Raw genomic sequence first — 21,113 nt, 5'->3', positions numbered from 1 at the left:
GTAAGGTAATTATGATTTATACAACGCCAGAGCATGATGCATTACGCGAGCAAGTCGCTAGATTTTTAGAGCGCGAGGTTGAGCCTTATGGGCTTCAATGGGAGGAGCAGGGCTTTACGCCAAGGGATGTGCTTCGAAAAATGGGGAAGCTCGGTTGGTTGGGGATGACTTATCCGATTGAGCATGGTGGAGCTGAAACGGATTTTCTTACGTCTGTTGTCTTTCAAGAAGCGCTATCCATGTCTACGTTCGCTGGATTTATTGTTACTGTATTGGTGCATACCGATATGGCCTCACCCCACTTAATCCATGCTGGGACCCCTGAGCAAATACAAACCTATTTACCTAGGGTTATTTCAGGTGAATTAATCACAGCGGTGGGGATTTCTGAACCTGATGCGGGTTCTGATGTTGCGGGAATAAGAACAAAAGCTCGACGGGATGGTAGTGATTGGGTGTTGAATGGCTCCAAAATGTTCATTACAAACGGTGTTCACGCCGATCTTTATTTTATTGCGGCTAAGACTGACCCTGAGGCAAAAGGATCCCGCGGCATTTCGATGTTCCTTGTTGAAAAAGGCACTTCAGGATTTTCTGTGGGCCGCCAATTAGATAAACAAGGTTGGCGCTCATCTGATACTGCAGAATTAGTTTTTAATGAATGCCGCCTGCCTGCAGCGAGTCTTTTAGGAGAAGAGAATCACGGATTCTACGCGGTTATGAATAATTTTCAAATCGAGCGCATTGCTTTGGGGGCAATGGCTATTGGACATGCACTAACTGGCTTAAGGTTAACTACGGAGTGGACTAAGCAGCGAAAAGCTTTTGGTGGCGTTCTTTATGATAAACAAGTTATACGCCAACGATTGGCAATGCTCGCTTCAAAAACAGAGGCGGCTCGAGCGCTGCTCTACCACTGTGCCTGGTTGGTAAATGAGAATAAAGAGTGCGTCAAAGAGGTTTCGATGTTGAAGGCATTGACAGGAGAACTTGTAAATGAGGTGCTGTACTCGTGCCAACAATTTTTTGGCGGAATGGGGTGTATGAAGGAAAGCCCGATTGAGCGTCTTGTGCGCGATGCTCGAATTTTAGCAATTGGTGGTGGTGCGACTGAAGTGATGTTAGAAGAAGTTGCAAAGCGTTTGTACTTTTAGGCGATAGTGATGCACATGCTAACCACGATCGAAATTGAAAGACAGGCTAATGTTGCTTGGGTTTGGTTGAATCGCCCTGATGTTAGGAATGCATTTAACGACGTGATGATTCGAGAGTTAACGGAAACATTTGTTGCTTTAGGACAAGATTCGTCGGTCAAGGTCGTGATTCTCGCAGGGCGTGGGCCATCGTTTTGTGCTGGTGCGGATCTCAACTGGATGAAACGAACGTCGCAGTATACGTTCGAGGAAAATCGATCTGACGCCGGTAATTTGACGAGGATGTTAGATGTGCTGTATCGCCTACCAAAACCCACGATTGCCCGAGTTAACGGACATGCGTTTGCTGGCGGCATGGGATTGGTGTCTGCATGCGATATTGCGATCGCTTCAGAAGAAGCACAATTTTGTTTGTCTGAAGTCAGAATTGGACTAATACCTTCAACCATTGGTCCCTATGTCATATCTGCTATTGGTATTCGTGCGGCGCGCAGATATATGATGAGTGCGGAGCGGTTTACTGCCGTAGAAGCTCATCGTCTAGGGTTAGTGCATGAAGTTGTCGGCACTAACGCTTTAGACGACATGGTCAAAAATTTTGTCAAATATTTTAAACAGGGGGGCTCTGACGCACATCGAGAAACGAAAGCGCTGATTGAAACAATTGATCAGTCTGCTCTTGATCAGCGGTTACTTGATGAGACAGCAATTCGTATTGCTCGCGTTCGAGCTTCTAGTGAGGGACAAGAAGGTATTAGGTCTTTTCTAGAAAAAAGAAAACCGAATTGGGTGGGCGAGAGTGAGAATTGACGTCGACACATTCTAGGTTGAGGTATGTTTAATAAAGTTTAGCCCGATAAGTTGGTAAACTCACTTTGAGGTAATTCCTAATTAGTTAGCAGCTGCTACGGCTTAGATCGATGCCCGAAGTCGTTCGTGATTTATTCTTAGATACGATTTATAAATAAATGCGGTTTATTACCGCTTAAAATGATTGTGAGTGTTAAGTACTGATGTTTTCAAAGATCCTTATCGCAAATAGAGGTGAAATTGCTGTTCGGATTGCTCGAACAGCGAAAGCAATGGGTGTGCAGACCGTAGCTGTTTGCTCTGAGGTTGATGTGAAGGCTTTACACACGCATGTTTGCGATCAAAGCGTGATGATTGGTGGCGCATCACCTACAGAATCCTATTTAAATGGCCAACGAATCGTCGAGGCTGCGCTAACAACGGGTGCTCAGGCTATTCACCCAGGATATGGATTCTTGTCTGAAAACGCCGAATTTGCGGAGCTCTGTGAAGCTAAGGGAATTAAGTTTATTGGTCCTTCCTCAAGCGTGATACGTGCTATGGGGTTAAAAAGTTCAGCTAAGACGATCGCGGAAAAAGCTGGAGTCAAACTGTTGTCAGGTTTCCATGGCGAGGATCAAAGTGACGAAGTCCTTGCGACCGAAGCGAGCCGAATAGGATTCCCTTTGTTGATTAAAGCGAGCGCTGGTGGTGGTGGGAAGGGTATGCGCATTGTTGATCGATTAGACGATTTCATGACGGCTCTAGCTGCCGCAAGAAGAGAAGCAGAAAATAGTTTCAATAACGACCATGTTTTATTAGAACGCTATATCAAAGCGCCGCGCCATATCGAGGTGCAGATTTTTGCTGACCAGCAGGGCAATTACGTACACTTATTCGAGCGAGATTGTTCTCTGCAAAGAAGATATCAAAAGGTTATTGAGGAAGCGCCCGCTCCAGCTATTGAGGCGGAGATCCGGAGAAGTTTGGGAGAGACCGCAATCGCCGTTGCGAAGGCGGTGGGCTATGAGGGAGCGGGGACCGTCGAGTTCATTATGGATGAAAACCAACATTTTTATTTCATAGAGATGAATACTCGGTTACAGGTAGAGCACCCAGTTACTGAAATGATTACGGGACAAGATCTTGTGGAGTGGCAATTAAGAGTTGCTTCCGGGGAGATGTTACCTAAAAAGCAAAAGGATATTAAATTAAAAGGCCATGCTATTGAGGCTAGAGTGTATGCGGAAAATCCAGCGCGCAATTTTCTTCCGGTTTCGGGACGTATACAGTATCTAAAAGAACGAAGAGGTGCTGATTCTGACGTGCGTATTGATTCGGGTGTCCAGGTGGGTGATGACGTGGGTATTTATTACGACCCGATGATCGCGAAAATAATTTGTTGGGCCGAAACGAGGAAAGCTGCTTTGAATAAATTGCAGGTTGCGCTTTCGGATTATCAATTAGCTGGCATTCAAACCAATACTAATTTTTTAAGAGCATTGCTCTCTTTCTCCAACTTTAGCGAAGCAGAACAACATCCAGAAAATCTCAATACTGGTTTGATTGATCGGTACATGGAAAGCTTACATCAACAACAAGAGTTAACTTTAGTGAGTACTGTAGCTCTGTTTTTGGCTTATGAATTAAGGGGGATGTTGGGTGGTCAGCTGGGCTCAGGCCTGTCTTCAGATCCGTACTCGCCTTGGCGGTATGTTGATGGCTGGAGGCTTAACCGAGATGCGAGTCGTATTTTTAGATTCATCTGTGGCGATCAAACGCACGAAGTTGTATTGAGTTTGGGGTTAAATCAAATGCAATTTATATTCAATGGAGTTGAGTATGAGCTTAATGATGTGCACTACGATTCGGATCAAATACAATTAAATGTTTCTGGAAGCTTGTATGAAGGTGTTGTCTTTGAGGGTGTTTCTGGAGTGACAATTTTTTGTGATGGCCAGACAACAGCCATATCAAGACCCCAATTTGATTTGGACTTGGAGGAGGAATCTGGGAGCCTATTGATCGCTCCGCTGCCTGGGCGCGTCAGACAGATTTTAGTGAAGGTTGGGGACTCAGTGAATAAAGACCAGGCCTTAGTTATATTGGAGGCTATGAAAATGGAACATACGATTCTTTCATCTATGTCTGGAATAGTTGTGGAGATATTTTATTCTGAGGGAGATCAAGTGCTAGAGGGTGTAGAGCTTCTCGCGCTGAGGGGGGGCTGAGCATGAGTATACCGAACCGCGTCAAAATTGTGGAGGTAGGACCTCGAGACGGATTACAAAACGAAAAAGTACATGTGCCGACTGACATTAAAGTGGAGCTAATTAACAAGCTTGCGGATGCTGGTTTGTCGGTGATTGAGGTAGGTAGTTTTGTTTCTTCGAAGTGGGTGCCTCAAATGGCAGATACGAGAGAGGTATTTATACAATCGGCAATACGATCCGACGTTTGTTATCCCGTGTTAGTGCCTAATTTGCAAGGTTTGGAGGCTGCTATTGAAGCCGGAGTGCAAGAGATTGCTGGTTTTGCTGCAGCTAGCGAAATGTTCTCTCAAAAGAATACTAATTGCACGATTAAGGAATCCCTAAAGAGACAGAAAATAGTATGCGATGAGGCTATTCGTTGTGGGTTGCGTGTTCGTGGATATATATCTGTCGTGCTTGGCTGTCCCTACGAGGGAGCGGTCGATCCCGCAATTGTCGTGAATGTGGCCCAACAACTATACGAGATGGGTTGTTACGAGATTTCTTTAGGCGATACTGTTGGAGTTGGAACTCCGCAAAGAACTAGGGATCTTTTTGAGCATGTTACGAAAGTTGTGCCAATAGAAAATCTCGGCGGACATTTTCACGATACATATGGCCAGGCCATTGGGAATATTTTCTCGTCGCTAGAGGTGGGTGTATCTATTTTCGATAGTTCGATAGCAGGTCTCGGCGGTTGTCCTTATTCTCCAGGCGCAACAGGGAATGTTTCGACGGAGGATGTGCTCTATATGTTGGATGGTATGGGTATTGAAACAGGAATTGATATGAATAAGCTGCTTATCGCGTCGGAGTATATATGCGAGCACTTGGGACGATCCACCTTTTCCAGAGCTGGCCGAGCAATCCTGTCGAAGCGGTTGTGATATGAGTTCTATTGAATCACCATGTGTCGATGTCTGTCAGCTAAATGCCAGTAGTGGGGTTTGTCTGGGCTGCTTTCGAACAATAGAAGAAATCAGTATATGGATTGAAATGTCGGACGATGATAAGCGCAAGGTATTACACTTAGCGAAGGGAAGACAGTTATTGATGTTGTCTGAAGATGATTAAGGATCAATGATTGTTTTGAGTGGTAAAACTTGGATGGCTCTTATTTTATTATCGATGTGTTGAAATAAACCACGCACTTCAAAAGCTGTTAAACACAATGTGTCCGAAACATAGGCTACGTATTCAACTCTGAATGTTTTAGGCCTCCAGTCGCAAATTCGCAAGTCCACCCTGAGTACATCTCCATCTAAAACGACATGATGGAACTGCGCGCCGGACTCAATTAAACCCAACGCCAATCCATTAACGCGACTCGCAAGCGCATTGTGGCTGCCCCACTGCCTAAGCCAGTCATGAAAAGTTCTATCAATGAATCGGTAGAAGTTCGGATAAAATACGATCCCTGCAGGATCACAATCACCAAAAGTAATTATGATTTCGCATGTGTGCTTAGGTTTTGTTGTCGCCATTTTGTTTAAAGTTATGAATAAATTACTGGCCTGATGTTTTTTGTAGAGAAAGTCCAAGATAGGGCTTTGTAGTAAATTGTAGTGTTGTCGAGTCCTCACGTGTCATTTTAAGCGAATAGGAATAGTTTTGAGTTCATCAATCCCTGAAGCGGCTCCGCGTGATCAACTGCATACAAGACAAGTCGAAGTTCTCGGTTATCGACGGCATGATGGTAACTACGACATTGAGGGTACGCTGATCGATAAGAAGAGCATAGCATTTGAAAATATGGATCGTGGCCTAGTAAAACCAGGTGAGCCAATTCATGAGATGTGGATTCGATTGACAGTAGATGTTGATCTCCGCGTTCTTGATGTGGAGGCGCGCAATATTTGGGGACCTTATAATATTTGCGGTGATATTGTCCCTAACTTTAAAAGATTGGTGGGATGCTCCATTGCGAGAGGTTGGCGCAAAAAGGTTATCGAGTTGCTGGGCGGCATACAAGGGTGTACACACATGGTGGAGCTACTTGGACCTATAGCAACAACCGCCTTTCAAACCACATATCATGATCGTATGCATCGAGTTAAGCAATCTGGAGTCGAGGAGCGATCCGCGCTGATTGGTTCTTGTCATGCTTACGCTTCTGACAGCATCGTAGTTAGGAAAAATCATCCGAAGTACTACACAGGAACTGATGTATAGAGGCGTCTAAAGTCATTCAATTACTAGGGACACGCTCACCCTAACAAGTAGGCGGCGTTATTCGCTGGAAATCCAATATTCGACTGTATAAGTATGAGAGGCCATCCACGCTCTAGCTGCTACATAATGCGGCCAATTATTGTCCTGTGCCATTTGATTTATTTCAGCAACCCACTTCGTAGAGAGCTTCATTCTGCTGATAATTTCGAAGATATGAGTGGCAATTTTCTTTTCGGTTTTCTTGTTGACTACTAACCAAGCTGTATCTTCACCCCCGATTGCGTTTTGAGTATCTTTAATCAATCTGAATTTTTTAGTTAAATTCAGAAGATGAGGTTTCGTCATTGGAACGGTAAACCAAGTTTTCTCCTCAAGACGATTTTTTAAATCGGCATCCCAATTCTGGGAGTTCATATTGATGAGTTCATAACCAGAGCTGCTGAGCCCGTAAGCCGCAAAGGCTTTCTCCATTACTTTTGCTAGAGCCCTATCTCTTTTGTCTATGACTATTGATTTATTCATCTTTCCAATAATCTCGGGTTTGGATAGATCCTCTATGGTATTCAGCATAGATTGCGGAATATAAGCTGGAACTGCAAAGAAATATGAGGCATTTTCGTAGAGCGGCGTGACTAACGTTAGGCTCTCCTGGTAAGCGGCAAAACTTTTGGCGTCTCGCCCCGGTAGCCAAGCGGATAGATAGAAATCAATCTCACCACGATCCAGCATGGAAAGTAGTACATCAGAGTCGCCTTTGATCTCGGACACGTTATATCCGGACCGTTCAAAAACAATTTTAAATAACGCTGCAGTAGCTTCGTCGTAGGATGTATCGTTATAGCCAATCTTTATTGATAGCGCATGAGCCATATTCCCAGCAAACAACATGCTCAGTAGCAAGATAAAAAGTAACAGTAGCTTCTTAAACATTGAATGGCCTTTTATATTTATTTTTGTTGAGTTTTCATCAGACTACAGTATTTTTCACTTACGCAACTTTATGAGTAGTCTCTGGAGAGTTCTTTAAATTACATATTTCTTAACTTATCCAATGTCGCATCAATAAGTTTCCGAGAGATACTAATAGGGCTGGGAAGTCGTTCTGGCAACTTGTTGATATTAAACCACTGGGCATCTTCTATTTCGTTGGGGTCAATATTAATTTCCCCCGACTCAAAATCAGCGTGGAACGCAATCATCAGTGAGTGTGGGAAAGGCCAAGGTTGGCTCGCAAAATATCGCAAATTGCTAACTCGAATACCGACTTCTTCATATACTTCTCGATGTAGAGTTTCCTCTAATGTCTCCCCTGGCTCTGCAAATCCGGCTAGTGCGGAGTACATACCAGGTAGGAAATTGGGAGACCGGGCTAATAAAAATTCTTTATCTTTTTCAATCATCACCATCATAGCAGGTGCAACTCGAGGATAATGAAGCTGCTCGCAAGAGGGGCAGACCAAGCATCGCTCACCGTCTTTAAGGTCATTTTTCGTTCCGCAGCGACCACAATGTTTATGGCTTTGGTACCAGTTGGTTATTTGAAAAGCTCTTCCCGATATGGAGAATAATTCGTCATTTATTTGACTAAATAGAGCCCGGAGTCCTGACCAAAATAATGTGTCTGATGTTTCAGTTGTTTCCCTGACTTCAGCCGTATAGCAAGGTTGACCCTCATATTGTCCAATAAATTGAATGGCTTCAATGCTAATGCCGATATTATTCGGATTTGACATGTAGGGTATATCCACACCTTCCCCAGTATTTTTTCTAACAACTAACAGTTCATTTTTTTTAAAAAGAAACCAAAACGCTTTGCTGTGCGAAGGTTTGGTACCTTTAGTGCCAGGCGTGAAATTTGTTGGCGTACTGAAAATCATGAATATAATATCTCGTTAATTTTGAGCATACCTATGATTTTTTCTTAGGTATGTAAAGGTCAGTAATAGATCCTTCTGCTATTTCTGCTGCAAAAAAGATACTTTCAGAAAGCGTTGGATGTGGATGGATGGTTAGACCAATATCTTTTGCGTCTGCACCCATCTCTAATGCTAATACCGTTTCTCCAATTAGCTCGCCTGCGTTTGTTCCTACAATCGCAGCACCAATAAGTCTTTTGGTATTTTTATCAAACAATAATTTGGTTATGCCTTCGTCGCGCCCAGTAGCGAGCGCTCGACCACTTGCAGCCCAAGGAAACGAGGCTTTTTCAAATTCAATGCCTTCAGACTTTGCTTGGGTCTCTGTTATCCCCATCCAGGCAATTTCCGGATCAGTGTAGGCGACAGATGGAATAGTTTTGGCGTCAAAAGACCCCTTTAACCCAGCAATGATTTCCGCGGCGAGCTTTCCTTCGTGGCTCGCTTTGTGCGCGAGCATAGGATTACCCACAATATCTCCGATAGCATAGATATGCGGGATATTTGTTTGCATCTGTTTATTGACTGGAATGAATCCAGAGTTATCAATGTGTATTCCAGCTGTCTCTGCCCCGATAAGCTTCCCGTTAGGCCTTCTACCCACGGCGACCAATACTTTTTCATAAGAGTTTGTTTTAGGCGCATCATCACCTTCAAATTCAGCCTTCAATCCAAATTTATCGGCAGTCAGCGCGGTAACTTTAGTTTTTAGGTGTATTCCTTCGTATTGGTTTTGTAGTCTTTTGTGAAGTGGACGGACAATATCCTTATCAGCCCCTGGGATTAAGCTATCGGCGAGTTCAACCACAGTGATCTTTGTTCCAAGAGCTTGGTATACCGTCGCCATTTCTAGCCCAATAATTCCCCCGCCAATTACAAGCATGGATTTGGGTATACTCTCTAACATAAGTGCATCTGTGGAGTCCATGACTCGAGGATCATCGTATGGAATCCCTGGAATTTTCGTTACTTGTGAGCCTACGGCAATGATTGCAGCATCAAAGCTGATTCGTTTGAGCCCATTAGCGGTTTGGATTTCAATCATGTTTGGCCCAGTGAATTGACCACGTCCTTCGATAGTTTCAACGTTACGTTGTTTGGCAAGTCCAGTTAGACCCTTCGTCAGTTTGCTGATGACGCCATTTTTCCAGCCTCGAAGCTTCTCCAGATCGATTTCTGGCCTGCTAAACGAAATGCCGCATTCACCTATTTCTTTAGATTCTGAAATTACTTTTGCTGCGTGTAATAACGCTTTAGATGGGATGCATCCAACATTGAGGCATACTCCACCTAGTGTTTTGTATTGTTCGATTAAGATAACTTTTTTACCAAGGTCGGCCGCTCTAAAAGCGGCTGTATATCCACCTGGACCAGATCCGAGTACAACGACCTCGGCATGTAAATCACTTTTAGCATTTGCACCCGCTGTCTCGGTTATTGTTGACGAATTTGCGAAAGTCTTGCCGGTAGTGGGCGGTTGACTACTCGTTATTGATGATTGTGGCGCGTCTTGCTCATTTGCTCTAGGGCTAATACTAACGATCAGTTGCCCTTCCGATACCTTGTCGTTAATTTGGACGTGTACCTCTTCGACAGTGCCGCTTATGGGAGAGGGGACATCCATGGTCGCTTTATCCGACTCAAGAGTAATCAGCGGGTCTTCTTCTTGGACTTGATCTCCTGGTTTTACAAGCACTTCAATAATAGGAATATTTTTGAAGTCTCCAACATCTGGGACACTAACTTTAATTTTTATCATAGTTTTTTTTGGTTTTTATGTTCCAGTTTAAGAATAAGCGAATGGAAACGTATTCTTAAGTACGTATCTCTCCATTTCCAAAAACAACCCACTTCAAGTTGGTTAGCCCCTCTAGTCCAACGGGTCCGCGAGCGTGTAATTTGTTTGTTGAGATGCCAATTTCAGCACCGAGGCCATATTCAAAACCATCGGCAAAACGTGTCGATGCATTAATCATCACTGAGCTTGAATCAACCTCGCGAATAAAGCGCATTGCGTTCAATTCATTTTCTGTGACTATGGAATCTGTATGTTGAGATCCGTAGGTGCTTATGTGTTCAATCGCTTGTTCAAGGTTTGCGACAACCCTTACGGATAAAATAGGAGCTAAGTACTCTTCATACCAATCTGAATCTGTTGCAGCTATCGCATTGGGTATCAAGTGCTGACTCATTTCGTCACCACGAATTTCCACACCCTTTTTGGATAGTATGTCTCCGATTTGTGGAAGAAATCTTTTCGCTATGCTTTCGTGAACTAATAAGGTCTCCATCGTATTGCAAGTCCCATAACGCTGAGTTTTAGCGTTATCCGCAATTTTTAAGGCTTTTCCCAGGTCGGCGTCCTTATCGACATAGACGTGACACACTCCGTCAAGATGCTTAATGACTGGTACCCGGGCTTCTTGGGCAATGCGTTCAATGAGCCCTTTCCCTCCTCTGGGGATAATAACGTCTATGTGATCCTTCATGGTGATGAGTTGACCCACCGCATCCCGATCTGTTGTTTCTACAACTTGAACTATGCCTTGGGGAAGGCCGACTGCATTTAATCCTGCCGATATGCATTTTCCAATCGCTTGATTGGAGTGAATGGATTCGGAGCCGCCTCTAAGGATGACCGCATTCCCAGATTTTAAGCATAGTCCTGCTGCATCAGCTGTAACATTAGGTCTCGACTCGTAAATAATGCCAACGACTCCAATAGGTACCCGCATTTTTCCCACTTTTATTCCAGAGGGCCTTGGTTGGATGTTACTAATCTCACCAATGGGGTCAGGTAGCTTTGAGATTTGAATGAGGCCTTCGGCCATATTCTCTATGGTTACGTTCGATAGGGTTAGGCGATCAATAAAGGCATCGGTGTGACCCCTTTGAGTCGCTTCCTGAACATCTATTTGGTTTGCTGCAAGAATCTCTGACTTCTTTGCGATCAGCTCGCCTGCAATAGCAATGAGCGCAGCGTCTTTGGTCTGCGTGTCTGTTGAGGCGATTATTTTGCTCGCTTTTCGAGCCGTTTCGCCTAAGGTGATCATGTGGTGGCTTGCGTTCATAACCAAATATTTAGTTTTACCCCAGCATTTTACAGGCAAATGAAACTTCTCATTAAATCCTAGACGGTATGATTGAAAGTCCAAGCTCTAAAAAATTGATCCACGAGCTGCCGGGCTGCAACCCTTTAATTTGTTTATCTATCTCTGAAGCTAGAATAACCGCGTCCCGCAGGGTCTCATGCGTAAGCTTATGAACTATGTTTGGAATCAGCTTTTGCCTCAGCCCCCACGCCCCCGCATCAGCGCACGCTGAGCGCATGTCTAGACCTTGCGTTAATGCTGTCTTGACACGAAGTAAAATTTTAGCTTCTTCTGCGATGACCCATAATACTAGCGGCGGAGCTAAACCTTCTTTTTCCAGGCCGCGTAGGATTCTGATTAAAAGTGCTTTATCTCCATTGAGGATTGCTGGGCCTAGGTCGAAAGGATCAAATTGAGCGACGTCTACAACGGCATTCCTGACATCGTCTGTTGAAAGATGCCCCTCAGGCAATAATAATCCTAATTTTAGTATTTCCTGATGAGCGGAGATAAGATTACCTTCGACGCGCTCCGCGATCAGTTGTAGCGCGTTCTGTTCTGTTGTTTGGTTTTGAAGCATTAGACGATGTCCGATCCAGCGAGGAAGTTGTTCTCTATAGACTTTTTTGGCCTCAACTGACACGCCTGAATTCCCTACTTCAGAGAACCATTTAGATGAGCGAACATTTCGATCGAGTGCCGGCAAAGTGATTAGCGTGATCGTGTTTTCGGGCAGATGTTTCACGTAGGATTGAAGTGTATCGCTTCCCAATTTCCCCGGTTTTCCTGAGGGAATGCGTAAATCAATAATTTTGTTTGATGAAAATAATGAGACTGATTGAGACTGCTCTTTTAATTTAGACCAATCAAAATGATTGTCAGCTATAAGGACGGCGCGATCTTCAAAACCTTTGGATTTTGCCGTTCTTCGAATTAAGTCAGTCGCTTCTAGATTTAGTAGTATCTCATCGCCATACACAATATATAGCGTGCTTAAGCCGCTCTTAAGATGCTTGCGCAAGTCAGTCAGTTCAATTTGCATTAAACCGATTAACCTGTTGCATTTAGTTTGCGAACTAGATGCCCAATACGGTCAGTATGTTGACTTCGCAAGATTTTTTTTGTGATTGCTGTCGCCTCTCTTAAGTCAGAAGTAAGTATTTTTTGTTTGACAGCCAGTAGGTGAGCGGGGTGCATTGAGAATGTACGCAAGCCCATCCCTAATAGTAATCTTGTAATCGAAGGGTCTCCGGCGATTTCGCCGCAAACAGACACTGATTTTTTCACTTGATTCGCGGTTGAAATGATGTGTGATAGCAACTGCAGTATTGCTGGATGCATAGGGTCATAGAGATGAGCTACGGCGTCATCAGTGCGGTCTATGGCGAGCGTATATTGAATTAAGTCGTTAGTGCCGATCGATATGAAGTCGAGTTTTTTAAGAAATGTCTTGATTGACAGTGCGGCCGCCGGTACTTCAATCATTCCCCCGATCTCTACTTTTCGGTCATATGCGATGCCGTCAATATCTAGGGATTCTTTTGCTTGTGCAATAAGATGTAACGTTTGATTGATCTCATGAACATTTGATAGCATAGGGATCAATATTCGAATTTTCCCGTATTTAGATGCTCTGAGTATCGCCCTTAATTGAAAGAGAAATAATTGTGGTTCTGCTAAGCAGAGTCTAATGCCGCGTTGTCCCAGCGCTGGATTAGGGGCGACGCGTGTATATCCTTCAGGTTGTTTGTCAGACCCTAAGTCAAATGTTCTAATTGTGATGCAAGAACTTTTCATGTTGCGAACAACTTGTCTATAAGCCTCAAATTGTTCGTCTTCTGATGGAAGGTCGCCGCGGTTCAAGAATAAGAACTCTGTTCTAAATAAACCGACACCAGTCGCACCATTTTCCTTTGCGGATGCGACATCTTCAGGCAGTTCTATGTTTGCATTGAGCTCAATATCAGCGCCATCGATTGTAGTTGCTCGGTTACGTCGAAGTCGTTTAAGTTTTTGTTGCTCGAATAACCATTGTTTTTGTAGAACTTCATATTCTGCAAGTACTACCTCATCAGGATCAACGATGATAAGGCCGGCTGTCCCATCAACGATGATTATTTCGTTTTCTCTAATTAGAGCCCTAGCTTGATGCAACGCGACCACAGATGGTATGTTTAGGCTTCTGGCAACAATTGTCGTATGAGATGTGGCGCCACCCAAGTCAGTAATGAAACCAGAAAATTTATGTTGCTTGAAAAGTACTACATCAGTGGGTGATAAATCGTGGGCAACAATTATGGTATTTTCATCGGCATTATGTGTCGGCGCGTCTCCCGGAAGACCGAGTAAAGCCTTTAGTATTCTTTCTGCAACTTGACGCACATCCGCTTCTCTTTGGCGCAGATAAGTGTCATCAATCTTGGAGAATTGTTCAAGTAAATTATCGAGTTGTACTTTAAGGGCCCATTCTGCGTTACAACGCATCGATTCGATGATGTTTTTCGGTGCTTCTGAGACGGTTGAGTCATCAAGAATCATTCTATGTAAATTGAGAAAAACTTCAAACTCTGCCTCAGGGATATCCGAGGTCATTTTTTTTCTCAAATCTTTAAGCCCTTTGCTAACACTTTTAATGGCATGATCAAAACGTGTTTTTTCACTTTTTATTTTATTTTGTGGAATGTTGTAATGCGCGACCTCTAAAAGAGCATGGGACGCAAGTTGCGCCCGCCCGATAGCAATGCCGCCTGAGATACCGGCACCATGCATCGTAAAACTCACTAATCGCCTCTCTTTTTTATGTTAGCTGAATGCTTGTGGATGCTATATTTTTTCAATTTATTGCCCTTCACCGAACAAATTTGAGACTAGATTTTTGATGGCGGCAATGGCTTCTTCCTCGTCAGAACCATGGACCTCTAAATCAAGGAATACCCCTTTTGCTGCTGCTAACATCATCACGCCCATAATGCTTTTGGCGTTGACGCGTTTTCCATCGCGATTGAGCCAAATTTCTGATTGATATTCGCTCGCGAGCTGTGTCAGCTTTGCTGAAGCTCTAGCATGTAGTCCCAGCCGATTAAGAATCTCTATTTTTTCGCTTAGCATGTGTGCCCTTATTATATCAATGGTATCTGCATGACTCCCTCGTTGCCGCCAGTGATTGCTTTGCTAACGAGGGTTTTCAAATCTTTTTCACGGTAGGTCAGTACGCGAATCAGCATTGGAAGGTTTACACCTGAGATGCCGTAAATGTTATTTTTTTGTAGCAGCTTTTTGGTGATATTGCTCGGGCTCCCGCCGTACATGTCGGTGAGTACGAGAACCCCCGCGCCATCGTCTATTTTTGAGATTTTTTCTATAGCTTTTTTGTATATGCTCTCGATCGAATCGTCTACATCAATGCTAACTGCGGCTATATTTTTTAAGGGGTACCCTATGACGTATTGGGCACAGTCAATAAGACTACGCCCAAGAGATCCATGTGTGATTAATATAATACCGACCATGCTTTGTATCTTTCTATCGAACTTTTGCCGCAATATGGTTTTCTAATGCGTCGATGAACATTCCCGGGACGTCGCAACCTGTCTGATCTTGTATTTCACGCATACCGGTTGGGCTAGTGACATTGATCTCAGTAAGATAGCCGCCAATAATATCTAGTCCGACCAGCAACAACCCTTGGGCTGATAATTTCTGACCCATTACAGTTGCTATTTCCCTTTCTCGGTCTGTGAGAGGCATTGCCACACCGCGGCCACCTACTGCGAGATTCCCGCGATGATCTGACCCTTGCGGTATCCGTGCTAGAGAATGTGGCACGGGATCTCCGTTTATGAGCAAGACTCTTTTATCCCCATCGCTGATTTCAGGAATAAATTTTTGGACCATAATTGTCCGCTGCCCCAGCTGGGTAAGTGTCTCGATAATTACCGCTAAATTTGGGTCTTGAGGTCTCGAGCGAAACACAGACGATCCACCCATCCCATCAAGGGGTTTCAATACGACTTCGTTTTGTTCCGCAATAAAATTGTTTATCACAGCGACATCCGCAGTCACCAAAGTGGGTGATATGAATTGCGGATATTTTGTAATTGAGAGTTTTTCGTTGAAGTCTCTAATGCTTCGCGGGCGATTAAATACCAGACAGCCCTCTTGTTCAAGACTCTCGAGCAAATATGTAGAGTAAATGTACTCCATGTCGAATGGCGGATCCTTTCGCATGAGGACGGCATCAATATTAGAGGCTAATAGATCTTGTGACGTAACGACTTCATACCAAGCATCACGTGTTTCAGTCAGTAGTAACTGCTGCGCTCGGACTATTATCCTTCCTGCCGCGTTCTGAATACCGTGTTGCGTTGTCACCCATATTTGATGTCCACGATACTGAGCCTCCCTCATCATTACGTAAGAGGTGTCTTTCGCAATTTTGAGCGTCCCTAATGGATCAAGTACGAAAAGTAAATTCACTGGATGTCTAAGGCTTTCATTTGAAATGATTATTTGTATAGTGTTATCACGTTCATCGAATTAGATTCTAACAGACCGTTCGAGACATATACTTTATGGTTTACATAAAAAAGGGCGCCATGAAGGCGCCCATAAAGGGGAGTGAAACTTTATACGAATTTAATTGTGATAAGCGGCTTCCCCGTGCGAGCTTGCATCTAAACCGTTGCGCTCTTCTTCCTCGGTAGGTCGGATGCCGACGATAACGTCGACGATCTTAATGAGGACAAAGCTGGCAATACCACTCCAAAGGATTGTGATTGCGACACCTTCGACTTGAACAGCTACCTGAGAGGCCATGGTGACTCCTTCCCCGTAGCCGACTCCGCCAAAACCGGGTGCGCATAAGATTCCTGTGCCAATAGCGCCAATGATGCCGCCAATACCATGCACGCCGAAGACGTCTAGTGAATCGTCATAACCGAATGCAGACTTGATCTTAGTGCAAGCAAAGAAACAAACGAAGCCGGTGATGAGTCCTAGTACAATTGCCCCCATTGGCCCAACGAATGCGCACGCTGGCGTAATTGCAACGAGCCCAGCAACCGCGCCTGAAGCCCCACCCAACATGGTCGGCTTACCTCTGGTGATCCATTCAATGAACAGCCATCCTAGTACTGATGCCGATGCACATAGTTGTGTGTTAAGGAGAACCAAGCCTGCTGTGCCGTCTGCAGCTAATTCACTACCAACATTGAATCCAAACCAACCAACCCATAGCAGCGCGGCTCCGATCATGGTGAAAGGTAGATTATGTGGAGGCATAGCCTCTTTCCCGTACCCTAAACGCTTACCAAGCACCAAGCAAATAACCAAGCCAGCAATGGCAGCGTTAATGTGAACGACGGTACCACCAGCAAAATCAAGAGCCCCTTTAGATCCGAGGTATCCACCACCCCATACTATATGGCAAATGGGGACGTAGCTGACAAAGAGCCAAAGGGCGGAAAACCAAAGAACGGCGGAAAACTTAATTCGCTCTGCAAACGCGCCAACAATCAGTGCCGGTGTGATGCAGGCAAACGTAAGTTGGAAGGTAACAAAAACGTATTCTGGAATGCTCCCTCTGAGCGTGTCAGGCGTGATTCCTGCTAAAAACGCTTTGTCGAAACCGCCAATAATGCTATTAAGCGGACCTTCTGTGAATGCTAGGCTATAGCCTGCGATGGCCCATAAAATTGACATCAGAGCGACAATTGCAAAAACCTGCATCAATACCGAAAGCATGTTTTTAGTTCTAACGAGTCCCCCGTAAAATAGAGCAAGTCCAGGTATTGACATCATGATGACCAGTACTGTTGCCACAATCATCCAACTTGTGTCGCCAGCACTGAGGGCGTCTTCTGCAAAACTTGGCCCTGTAGTCGCAGTGAGCCCTAAGCCTGCGATCCAAAATAATAGTTTCTTAAGCATTGTGGTTTCCTTTCTTAGGCTTAAATTGCTTCCGTACCGGTTTCACCAGTTCGTATGCGTATTACTTGTTCAAGATCAAATACGAAGATTTTTCCATCCCCGATTTTTCCGGTATTGGCTGACTTCTCAATGGCTTCTAAGACTTGGTCTAGAATGTCATCACTGATCGCGGTTTCGACCTTAATTTTGGGTAGAAAATCAACGACATATTCTGCTCCACGATAAAGTTCGGTATGCCCTTTTTGCCTGCCGAAACCCTTAACTTCCGTGACTGTAATCCCTTGTACCCCAATTGCTGAGAGTGCTTCGCGGACGTCGTCAAGCTTGAAGGGCTTGATGATTGCGCTTATTAATTTCATGGTAGCTCCATGTAATAAAATGCCCATAAAGGACGACTAAAAATACTGCTAACCAACACTTTAACCATTGGAAAGCAGCCCTTACCCACTAACTTAAGCATTTTTCGTGCCAGATTATATATAATGTTGATATATATGATTTTTTTTTGGTAGAAGCTGAGAAGGTCTGGATAGAAGTACCAATATGGTGCATATTTTTGCTATTCTGACTGTTGTGGTGCGTTGTTTAAGTAGGTGTTAGGCAGGGTTCCCCGAGGTGAGAATACAAGGAGTTATTTAAAGACGTATGGCCGCGTAGGATTTACAATTGTCTTCATCAAGTAACTGATCTAGAGCTAAATTGAGGGTTATCCAGATGATAGACAAGAAAGTACTAGATGAATTGATAAATAAAATCAATGATTTAGTAAAAAATAGTCCAATTCAAGATGTGCAAAGAAATGTACGCGCCGTCCTCTCCGGGTGGTTCGCAAGTCACAACTTAGTTACAAGAGAAGAGTTTGATGCTCAGGTTGAGGTTTTAAGGCGAGCACAAGATAGGTTGCGCACCTTGGAGCAGCGTATCGAGGAATTACACAAGGCGGGTGGTTAATTATTTTTGGATAAAAATAGGCACCACGCAATTTTTGGTGCATTAAAAATGGTCGCAATAGAGGGCTTCTTAGCTCGACTCTTCAGTCGGCAAAAAACTCTGGCCATCTTCCTCGAACATAAATTTGGAACTTGTTAGATAGGCCTTGTGCCGTTAAATGACTACTTGGCACGGGCATTTCGACTGGTTTGAAATTGGGGTCGGTAACGTATTTATTGGGGAAGTCGTACTCGAGCATTGCCGCTCGACCCAACATGATCCAGTCAACTCCGGCGTTCATTGCTGCCTCTGCATCCTGTGGTGTTCGAATTTTGCCCGCAACTCCGAGTTGAACATTTTTTCGCTCCAGGTTCGTAAAAAGTCTGATCAGTGATTGTCCTTTAAACTCCTCGTCTTCAGCTTCTTTAAAAATGTCCCAAAGTGACATATCTAAGAAATCAATCACGTCCTCATTCATTAATTTTCGAGCGGTTCCAACTGAGTCTTCTGTTCGCATACCAAATTTTTCCGCGCTAAGCCTTACTCCCAGTATGAAGTCGTGGTGGCACGCACTTTTAATGCCGTCAATGATTTCAGATAGAATCCTTCCACGATTTTCGAAAGAGCCACCATATTCGTCTTCGCGCTGGTTAATTGCAGCACTTAAAAAGTTACACAAAATATAACTATGTGCACCGTGGAGTTCTACACCATCAAAACCAGCTTTTTCAGCTCGCTTGGCACCTGCTATAAAATCTTCAATAAGTTTTTTTACCTCTGAGGTCGTGAGTCCGCGAGCTCCGCTTTCTGCGTGATCGAAGGCGGTTACCGGTGTGTCGCCAACAATCTCCTTTGATGTGCGCAATCCAGCATGATGCAGTTGTAAGATAGCAATGCTATCTGCTTGTTTAATCCCATCAGCAAGACGAGTGAGTCCTTCAATGTGACTGTCCGACCATATGCCAAGTTGGCCTGGAAATCCTTTTCCAATTTCCTGAACATGGGATGCGCAGGTCATGGTCATACCGAAACCGCCTTGAGCTCGCATGGTGAGCCACTTATATTCGTCGTCGCTTAGGGTTCCATCTTCAAGACTTTGTTGATTCGTGAGCGGCGCAAGAAAAAAACGATTTTTAATTTTAGGCCCATGTTTGAATTGAATAGGGTCAAGAAGGGAGGCCATGAATAATTTCCATTTAGTTTTTTTTATTAGCTATTGAGCGCAAATAAATATTGTTATTCAGCTAAAGTAGCGCAGTTTTTTTAGGGTTTGCCCCGTTTTGTGGCGAACACCATTAGTTTGCTCGAAACCTATGATTTTTCGTTTCGTACCGGACGGTATCATTTTATGCTAAATTTGTATTTGATTGGATCGTATCATTCGCGATCAGTATTAAAACTTAATATTAAGCAAAAGTAAATATGAAGCGTTACGGCAACTTGTGACCATGGAAGAAGACCGAAAGAATGAGGCATTAGTGGGTTCTCCATTGGTAGGTGCGCCTCTACTGCCGACTTTGACGCGTTTGGCCGTTCCAGGAATTATTGGCCAGATGCTTAAAATGGCATTGATCGTTGTAGAGGCTATATTTCTTAGTCGAGCGGGAACTGTGGCCCTCGCGGCCGCAGCAACGGTTTGCCCTTTGATTATGTTGGCGCAGATGCTCTCGTCCGGAGCTATTGGTGGGGCTACTAGTGGTGCGGTAGCGCGTGCGTTAGGCGCAAATGATTTAATGCGTGCCCATTCAATTCTACGTAGCGCCATTTTTATTGGCTTAGTTGGGGGGCAGTGATGGGGGCGCTCGTTACCGCTTTTGGCCCCATATTCTTTTATTGGGTAGGAGCTCGTGACGACGTGCTCATGGCGGCTAATGAGTATGCGCGAATTGTTTTTTTCGGGATGCCGCTAGTCTGGTTGTTCAACATGTTGTGCTCGGTGTTGCGCGGTGCTGGAGCGATGAATCGAGCCGCGCTAGCGGCGGCTTCAGTTGTTTTTGTTTTTTCGTTTTTGGGCGTTTGGCTGATTCCAGGTGAGGGGGCATTTGCAGGTGTAAATGACACGATGAGTGCGGTGGCGTATACCTTCTTAATTGCATACGGCATTGGTATCGTGACGGTGTTGATTTTAATTCTTTGGCCTGGCCAGCCGATTCGTTTCATTGGATATGGAATTGACTGGTCTATCGTTGGTGCTTTGTTGCGCTCCGGCTTGCTCGCAGGTACGGCGTCAACGTCAACTATTGTCTACTCACTTATCGCAACCGGACTTTTCGCGCGGTTTGGGGTCGAATGGCTTGCTGGTTATGGTTTGGCTGTGCGTTTGGAGTTGGTGATGGTGCCCATCATTTTTGGTATTGGCAGCGCTTTAATAGCTATTGTAGGCGCACACGCTGGGGCAGGGCAGAGAACGAGAGCTATCGAAATAGCATGGCGAGGAAGCCTTGCCAATATTGTAATTGTTGGCGCGATCGGTCTCACTATCTCATTGAATGCTAATTGGTGGTGTGGTGGTCTTGGCAGTGCCGAGGAAGTCGTTGCGCATTGCAGTGCGACGTTACAGGTTCTAGGGCCTTTTTATGGATTTTTTGCTGCTGGTTTGGGCCTGTATTTTGCTAGCCAAGGGTTGGATACCCTGGTGGGGCCTGTAGTGGGTGCCTTATTACGGATGCTGATTGTAGCGAGTGGTTTGCTGTGGTTTGGTTTTGGATTCTTTGCGACACCAAGTGATGTTTTATGGTTGATTGCTGGTGCCATGATCTTTTATGGTGTGTTTGTTGTTTTAGCCCTGCGATTCCGGGCTTGGCAGTGATGATAGACTTTCACCTGATTATCTTTTAGTTTAAGGTAAATTTTATTTTCTTCAATTAATTTGTTAGGAAT

The 21,113-nt window shown here is 44.4% G+C and carries 22 protein-coding genes; 9 read left to right on the top strand and 13 right to left on the bottom strand.

Translation table 11 applies throughout. The features are described 5' to 3' along the window. Positions 1-11 precede the first annotated feature (11 nt). The 5 genes from O3A65_03040 to O3A65_03020 all read left to right on the top strand — a co-directional run bounded on the left by O3A65_03040 (position 12) and on the right by O3A65_03020 (position 5,269). Positions 12-1,154 carry an acyl-CoA dehydrogenase family protein gene (locus O3A65_03040; GenBank protein MDA1331441.1) on the top strand — a complete coding sequence of 381 codons (1,143 nt, stop codon included), beginning with the start codon at positions 12-14 and terminating at the stop codon, positions 1,152-1,154. A gap of 9 nt (positions 1,155-1,163) precedes the next feature. Beyond that, on the top strand, positions 1,164-1,964 hold the full coding sequence (locus O3A65_03035) for an enoyl-CoA hydratase/isomerase family protein (protein ID MDA1331440.1): 801 nt from the start codon (positions 1,164-1,166) through the stop codon (positions 1,962-1,964). Positions 1,965-2,167: 203 nt separating this feature from the next. Further along, a complete protein-coding gene (locus O3A65_03030; protein MDA1331439.1) occupies positions 2,168-4,174 on the top strand; it encodes a biotin/lipoyl-binding protein in 2,007 nt (668 codons plus the stop codon). A 2-nt stretch (positions 4,175-4,176) separates the two neighbouring features. Beyond that, positions 4,177-5,082 (top strand): hydroxymethylglutaryl-CoA lyase, encoded by a 906-nt coding sequence (locus O3A65_03025; protein MDA1331438.1) that lies wholly within the window; start codon positions 4,177-4,179, stop codon positions 5,080-5,082. Position 5,083: 1 nt separating this feature from the next. After that, positions 5,084-5,269, top strand: a complete 186-nt coding sequence (locus tag O3A65_03020; GenBank protein ID MDA1331437.1) for a DUF1289 domain-containing protein — start codon at positions 5,084-5,086, stop codon at positions 5,267-5,269. Here O3A65_03020 and O3A65_03015 read toward each other — a convergent pair. After that, a complete protein-coding gene (locus O3A65_03015; protein ID MDA1331436.1) occupies positions 5,266-5,679 on the bottom strand; it encodes an acyl-CoA thioesterase in 414 nt (137 codons plus the stop codon). The genes O3A65_03020 and O3A65_03015 overlap by 4 nt on opposite strands. A gap of 127 nt (positions 5,680-5,806) precedes the next feature. Here O3A65_03015 and O3A65_03010 point away from each other — a divergent pair, with 127 nt between their 5' ends. Continuing rightward, positions 5,807-6,367 (top strand): DUF2889 domain-containing protein, encoded by a 561-nt coding sequence (locus O3A65_03010; GenBank protein ID MDA1331435.1) that lies wholly within the window; start codon positions 5,807-5,809, stop codon positions 6,365-6,367. A gap of 57 nt (positions 6,368-6,424) precedes the next feature. Here O3A65_03010 and O3A65_03005 read toward each other — a convergent pair whose 3' ends face one another. The 11 genes from O3A65_03005 to glnK form a co-directional block, all read right to left on the bottom strand. Then, complete coding sequence (locus O3A65_03005) at positions 6,425-7,297, bottom strand: hypothetical protein (GenBank protein MDA1331434.1); 873 nt, start codon at positions 7,295-7,297, stop codon at positions 6,425-6,427. Between the two features lie 98 nt (positions 7,298-7,395). After that, complete coding sequence (gene nudC / locus O3A65_03000; GenBank protein MDA1331433.1) at positions 7,396-8,244, bottom strand: NAD(+) diphosphatase; 849 nt, start codon at positions 8,242-8,244, stop codon at positions 7,396-7,398. Between the two features lie 31 nt (positions 8,245-8,275). Further along, positions 8,276-10,042, bottom strand: coding sequence for a dihydrolipoyl dehydrogenase (lpdA, locus tag O3A65_02995; protein MDA1331432.1), 1,767 nt, complete (start codon positions 10,040-10,042; stop codon positions 8,276-8,278). Between the two features lie 55 nt (positions 10,043-10,097). Continuing rightward, the gene (locus tag O3A65_02990) at positions 10,098-11,354 is read right to left on the bottom strand and encodes a glutamate-5-semialdehyde dehydrogenase (protein ID MDA1331431.1); all 1,257 of its coding nucleotides are present in this window, start codon (positions 11,352-11,354) and stop codon (positions 10,098-10,100) included. Positions 11,355-11,406: 52 nt separating this feature from the next. Then, positions 11,407-12,417 (bottom strand): DNA polymerase III subunit delta, encoded by a 1,011-nt coding sequence (gene holA / locus O3A65_02985; protein MDA1331430.1) that lies wholly within the window; start codon positions 12,415-12,417, stop codon positions 11,407-11,409. An 8-nt stretch (positions 12,418-12,425) separates the two neighbouring features. Next, positions 12,426-14,156, bottom strand: a complete 1,731-nt coding sequence (gene ptsP / locus O3A65_02980; protein MDA1331429.1) for a phosphoenolpyruvate--protein phosphotransferase — start codon at positions 14,154-14,156, stop codon at positions 12,426-12,428. 57 nt (positions 14,157-14,213) lie between these two features. Then, positions 14,214-14,483, bottom strand: coding sequence for an HPr family phosphocarrier protein (locus O3A65_02975; GenBank protein ID MDA1331428.1), 270 nt, complete (start codon positions 14,481-14,483; stop codon positions 14,214-14,216). An 11-nt stretch (positions 14,484-14,494) separates the two neighbouring features. Further along, complete coding sequence (locus tag O3A65_02970) at positions 14,495-14,884, bottom strand: PTS fructose transporter subunit IIA (GenBank protein MDA1331427.1); 390 nt, start codon at positions 14,882-14,884, stop codon at positions 14,495-14,497. A gap of 13 nt (positions 14,885-14,897) precedes the next feature. Continuing rightward, positions 14,898-15,851 (bottom strand): glutathione synthase, encoded by a 954-nt coding sequence (gene gshB / locus O3A65_02965; protein MDA1331426.1) that lies wholly within the window; start codon positions 15,849-15,851, stop codon positions 14,898-14,900. 159 nt (positions 15,852-16,010) lie between these two features. Beyond that, positions 16,011-17,303 carry an ammonium transporter gene (locus tag O3A65_02960; protein MDA1331425.1) on the bottom strand — a complete coding sequence of 431 codons (1,293 nt, stop codon included), beginning with the start codon at positions 17,301-17,303 and terminating at the stop codon, positions 16,011-16,013. 20 nt (positions 17,304-17,323) lie between these two features. Continuing rightward, complete coding sequence (gene glnK, locus O3A65_02955; GenBank protein MDA1331424.1) at positions 17,324-17,662, bottom strand: P-II family nitrogen regulator; 339 nt, start codon at positions 17,660-17,662, stop codon at positions 17,324-17,326. A gap of 355 nt (positions 17,663-18,017) precedes the next feature. On the opposite strand from glnK, the gene O3A65_02950 reads away from it, so the two are divergent. Further along, positions 18,018-18,254 (top strand): accessory factor UbiK family protein, encoded by a 237-nt coding sequence (locus tag O3A65_02950; protein MDA1331423.1) that lies wholly within the window; start codon positions 18,018-18,020, stop codon positions 18,252-18,254. Positions 18,255-18,336: 82 nt separating this feature from the next. On the opposite strand, the gene O3A65_02945 is transcribed toward O3A65_02950, so the two are convergent. Then, complete coding sequence (locus tag O3A65_02945) at positions 18,337-19,416, bottom strand: NADH:flavin oxidoreductase (GenBank protein MDA1331422.1); 1,080 nt, start codon at positions 19,414-19,416, stop codon at positions 18,337-18,339. A gap of 265 nt (positions 19,417-19,681) precedes the next feature. Between O3A65_02945 and O3A65_02940 the strand changes: the two genes are divergently transcribed. Together O3A65_02940 and O3A65_02935 are read left to right on the top strand one after the other, a co-directional pair. Then, positions 19,682-20,026, top strand: a complete 345-nt coding sequence (locus O3A65_02940) for a hypothetical protein (protein MDA1331421.1) — start codon at positions 19,682-19,684, stop codon at positions 20,024-20,026. Further along, positions 20,026-21,042, top strand: a complete 1,017-nt coding sequence (locus O3A65_02935; protein ID MDA1331420.1) for an MATE family efflux transporter — start codon at positions 20,026-20,028, stop codon at positions 21,040-21,042. Before O3A65_02940 ends, O3A65_02935 begins: the two co-directional genes overlap by 1 nt. The last annotated feature ends 71 nt before the right edge of the window (positions 21,043-21,113 follow it).

The organism is Pseudomonadota bacterium (assembly GCA_027624715.1).
Lineage (GTDB): Bacteria > Pseudomonadota > Gammaproteobacteria > Burkholderiales > Eutrophovitaceae > Eutrophovita.
This window is presented reverse-complemented; position numbering and strand designations above follow the sequence as displayed.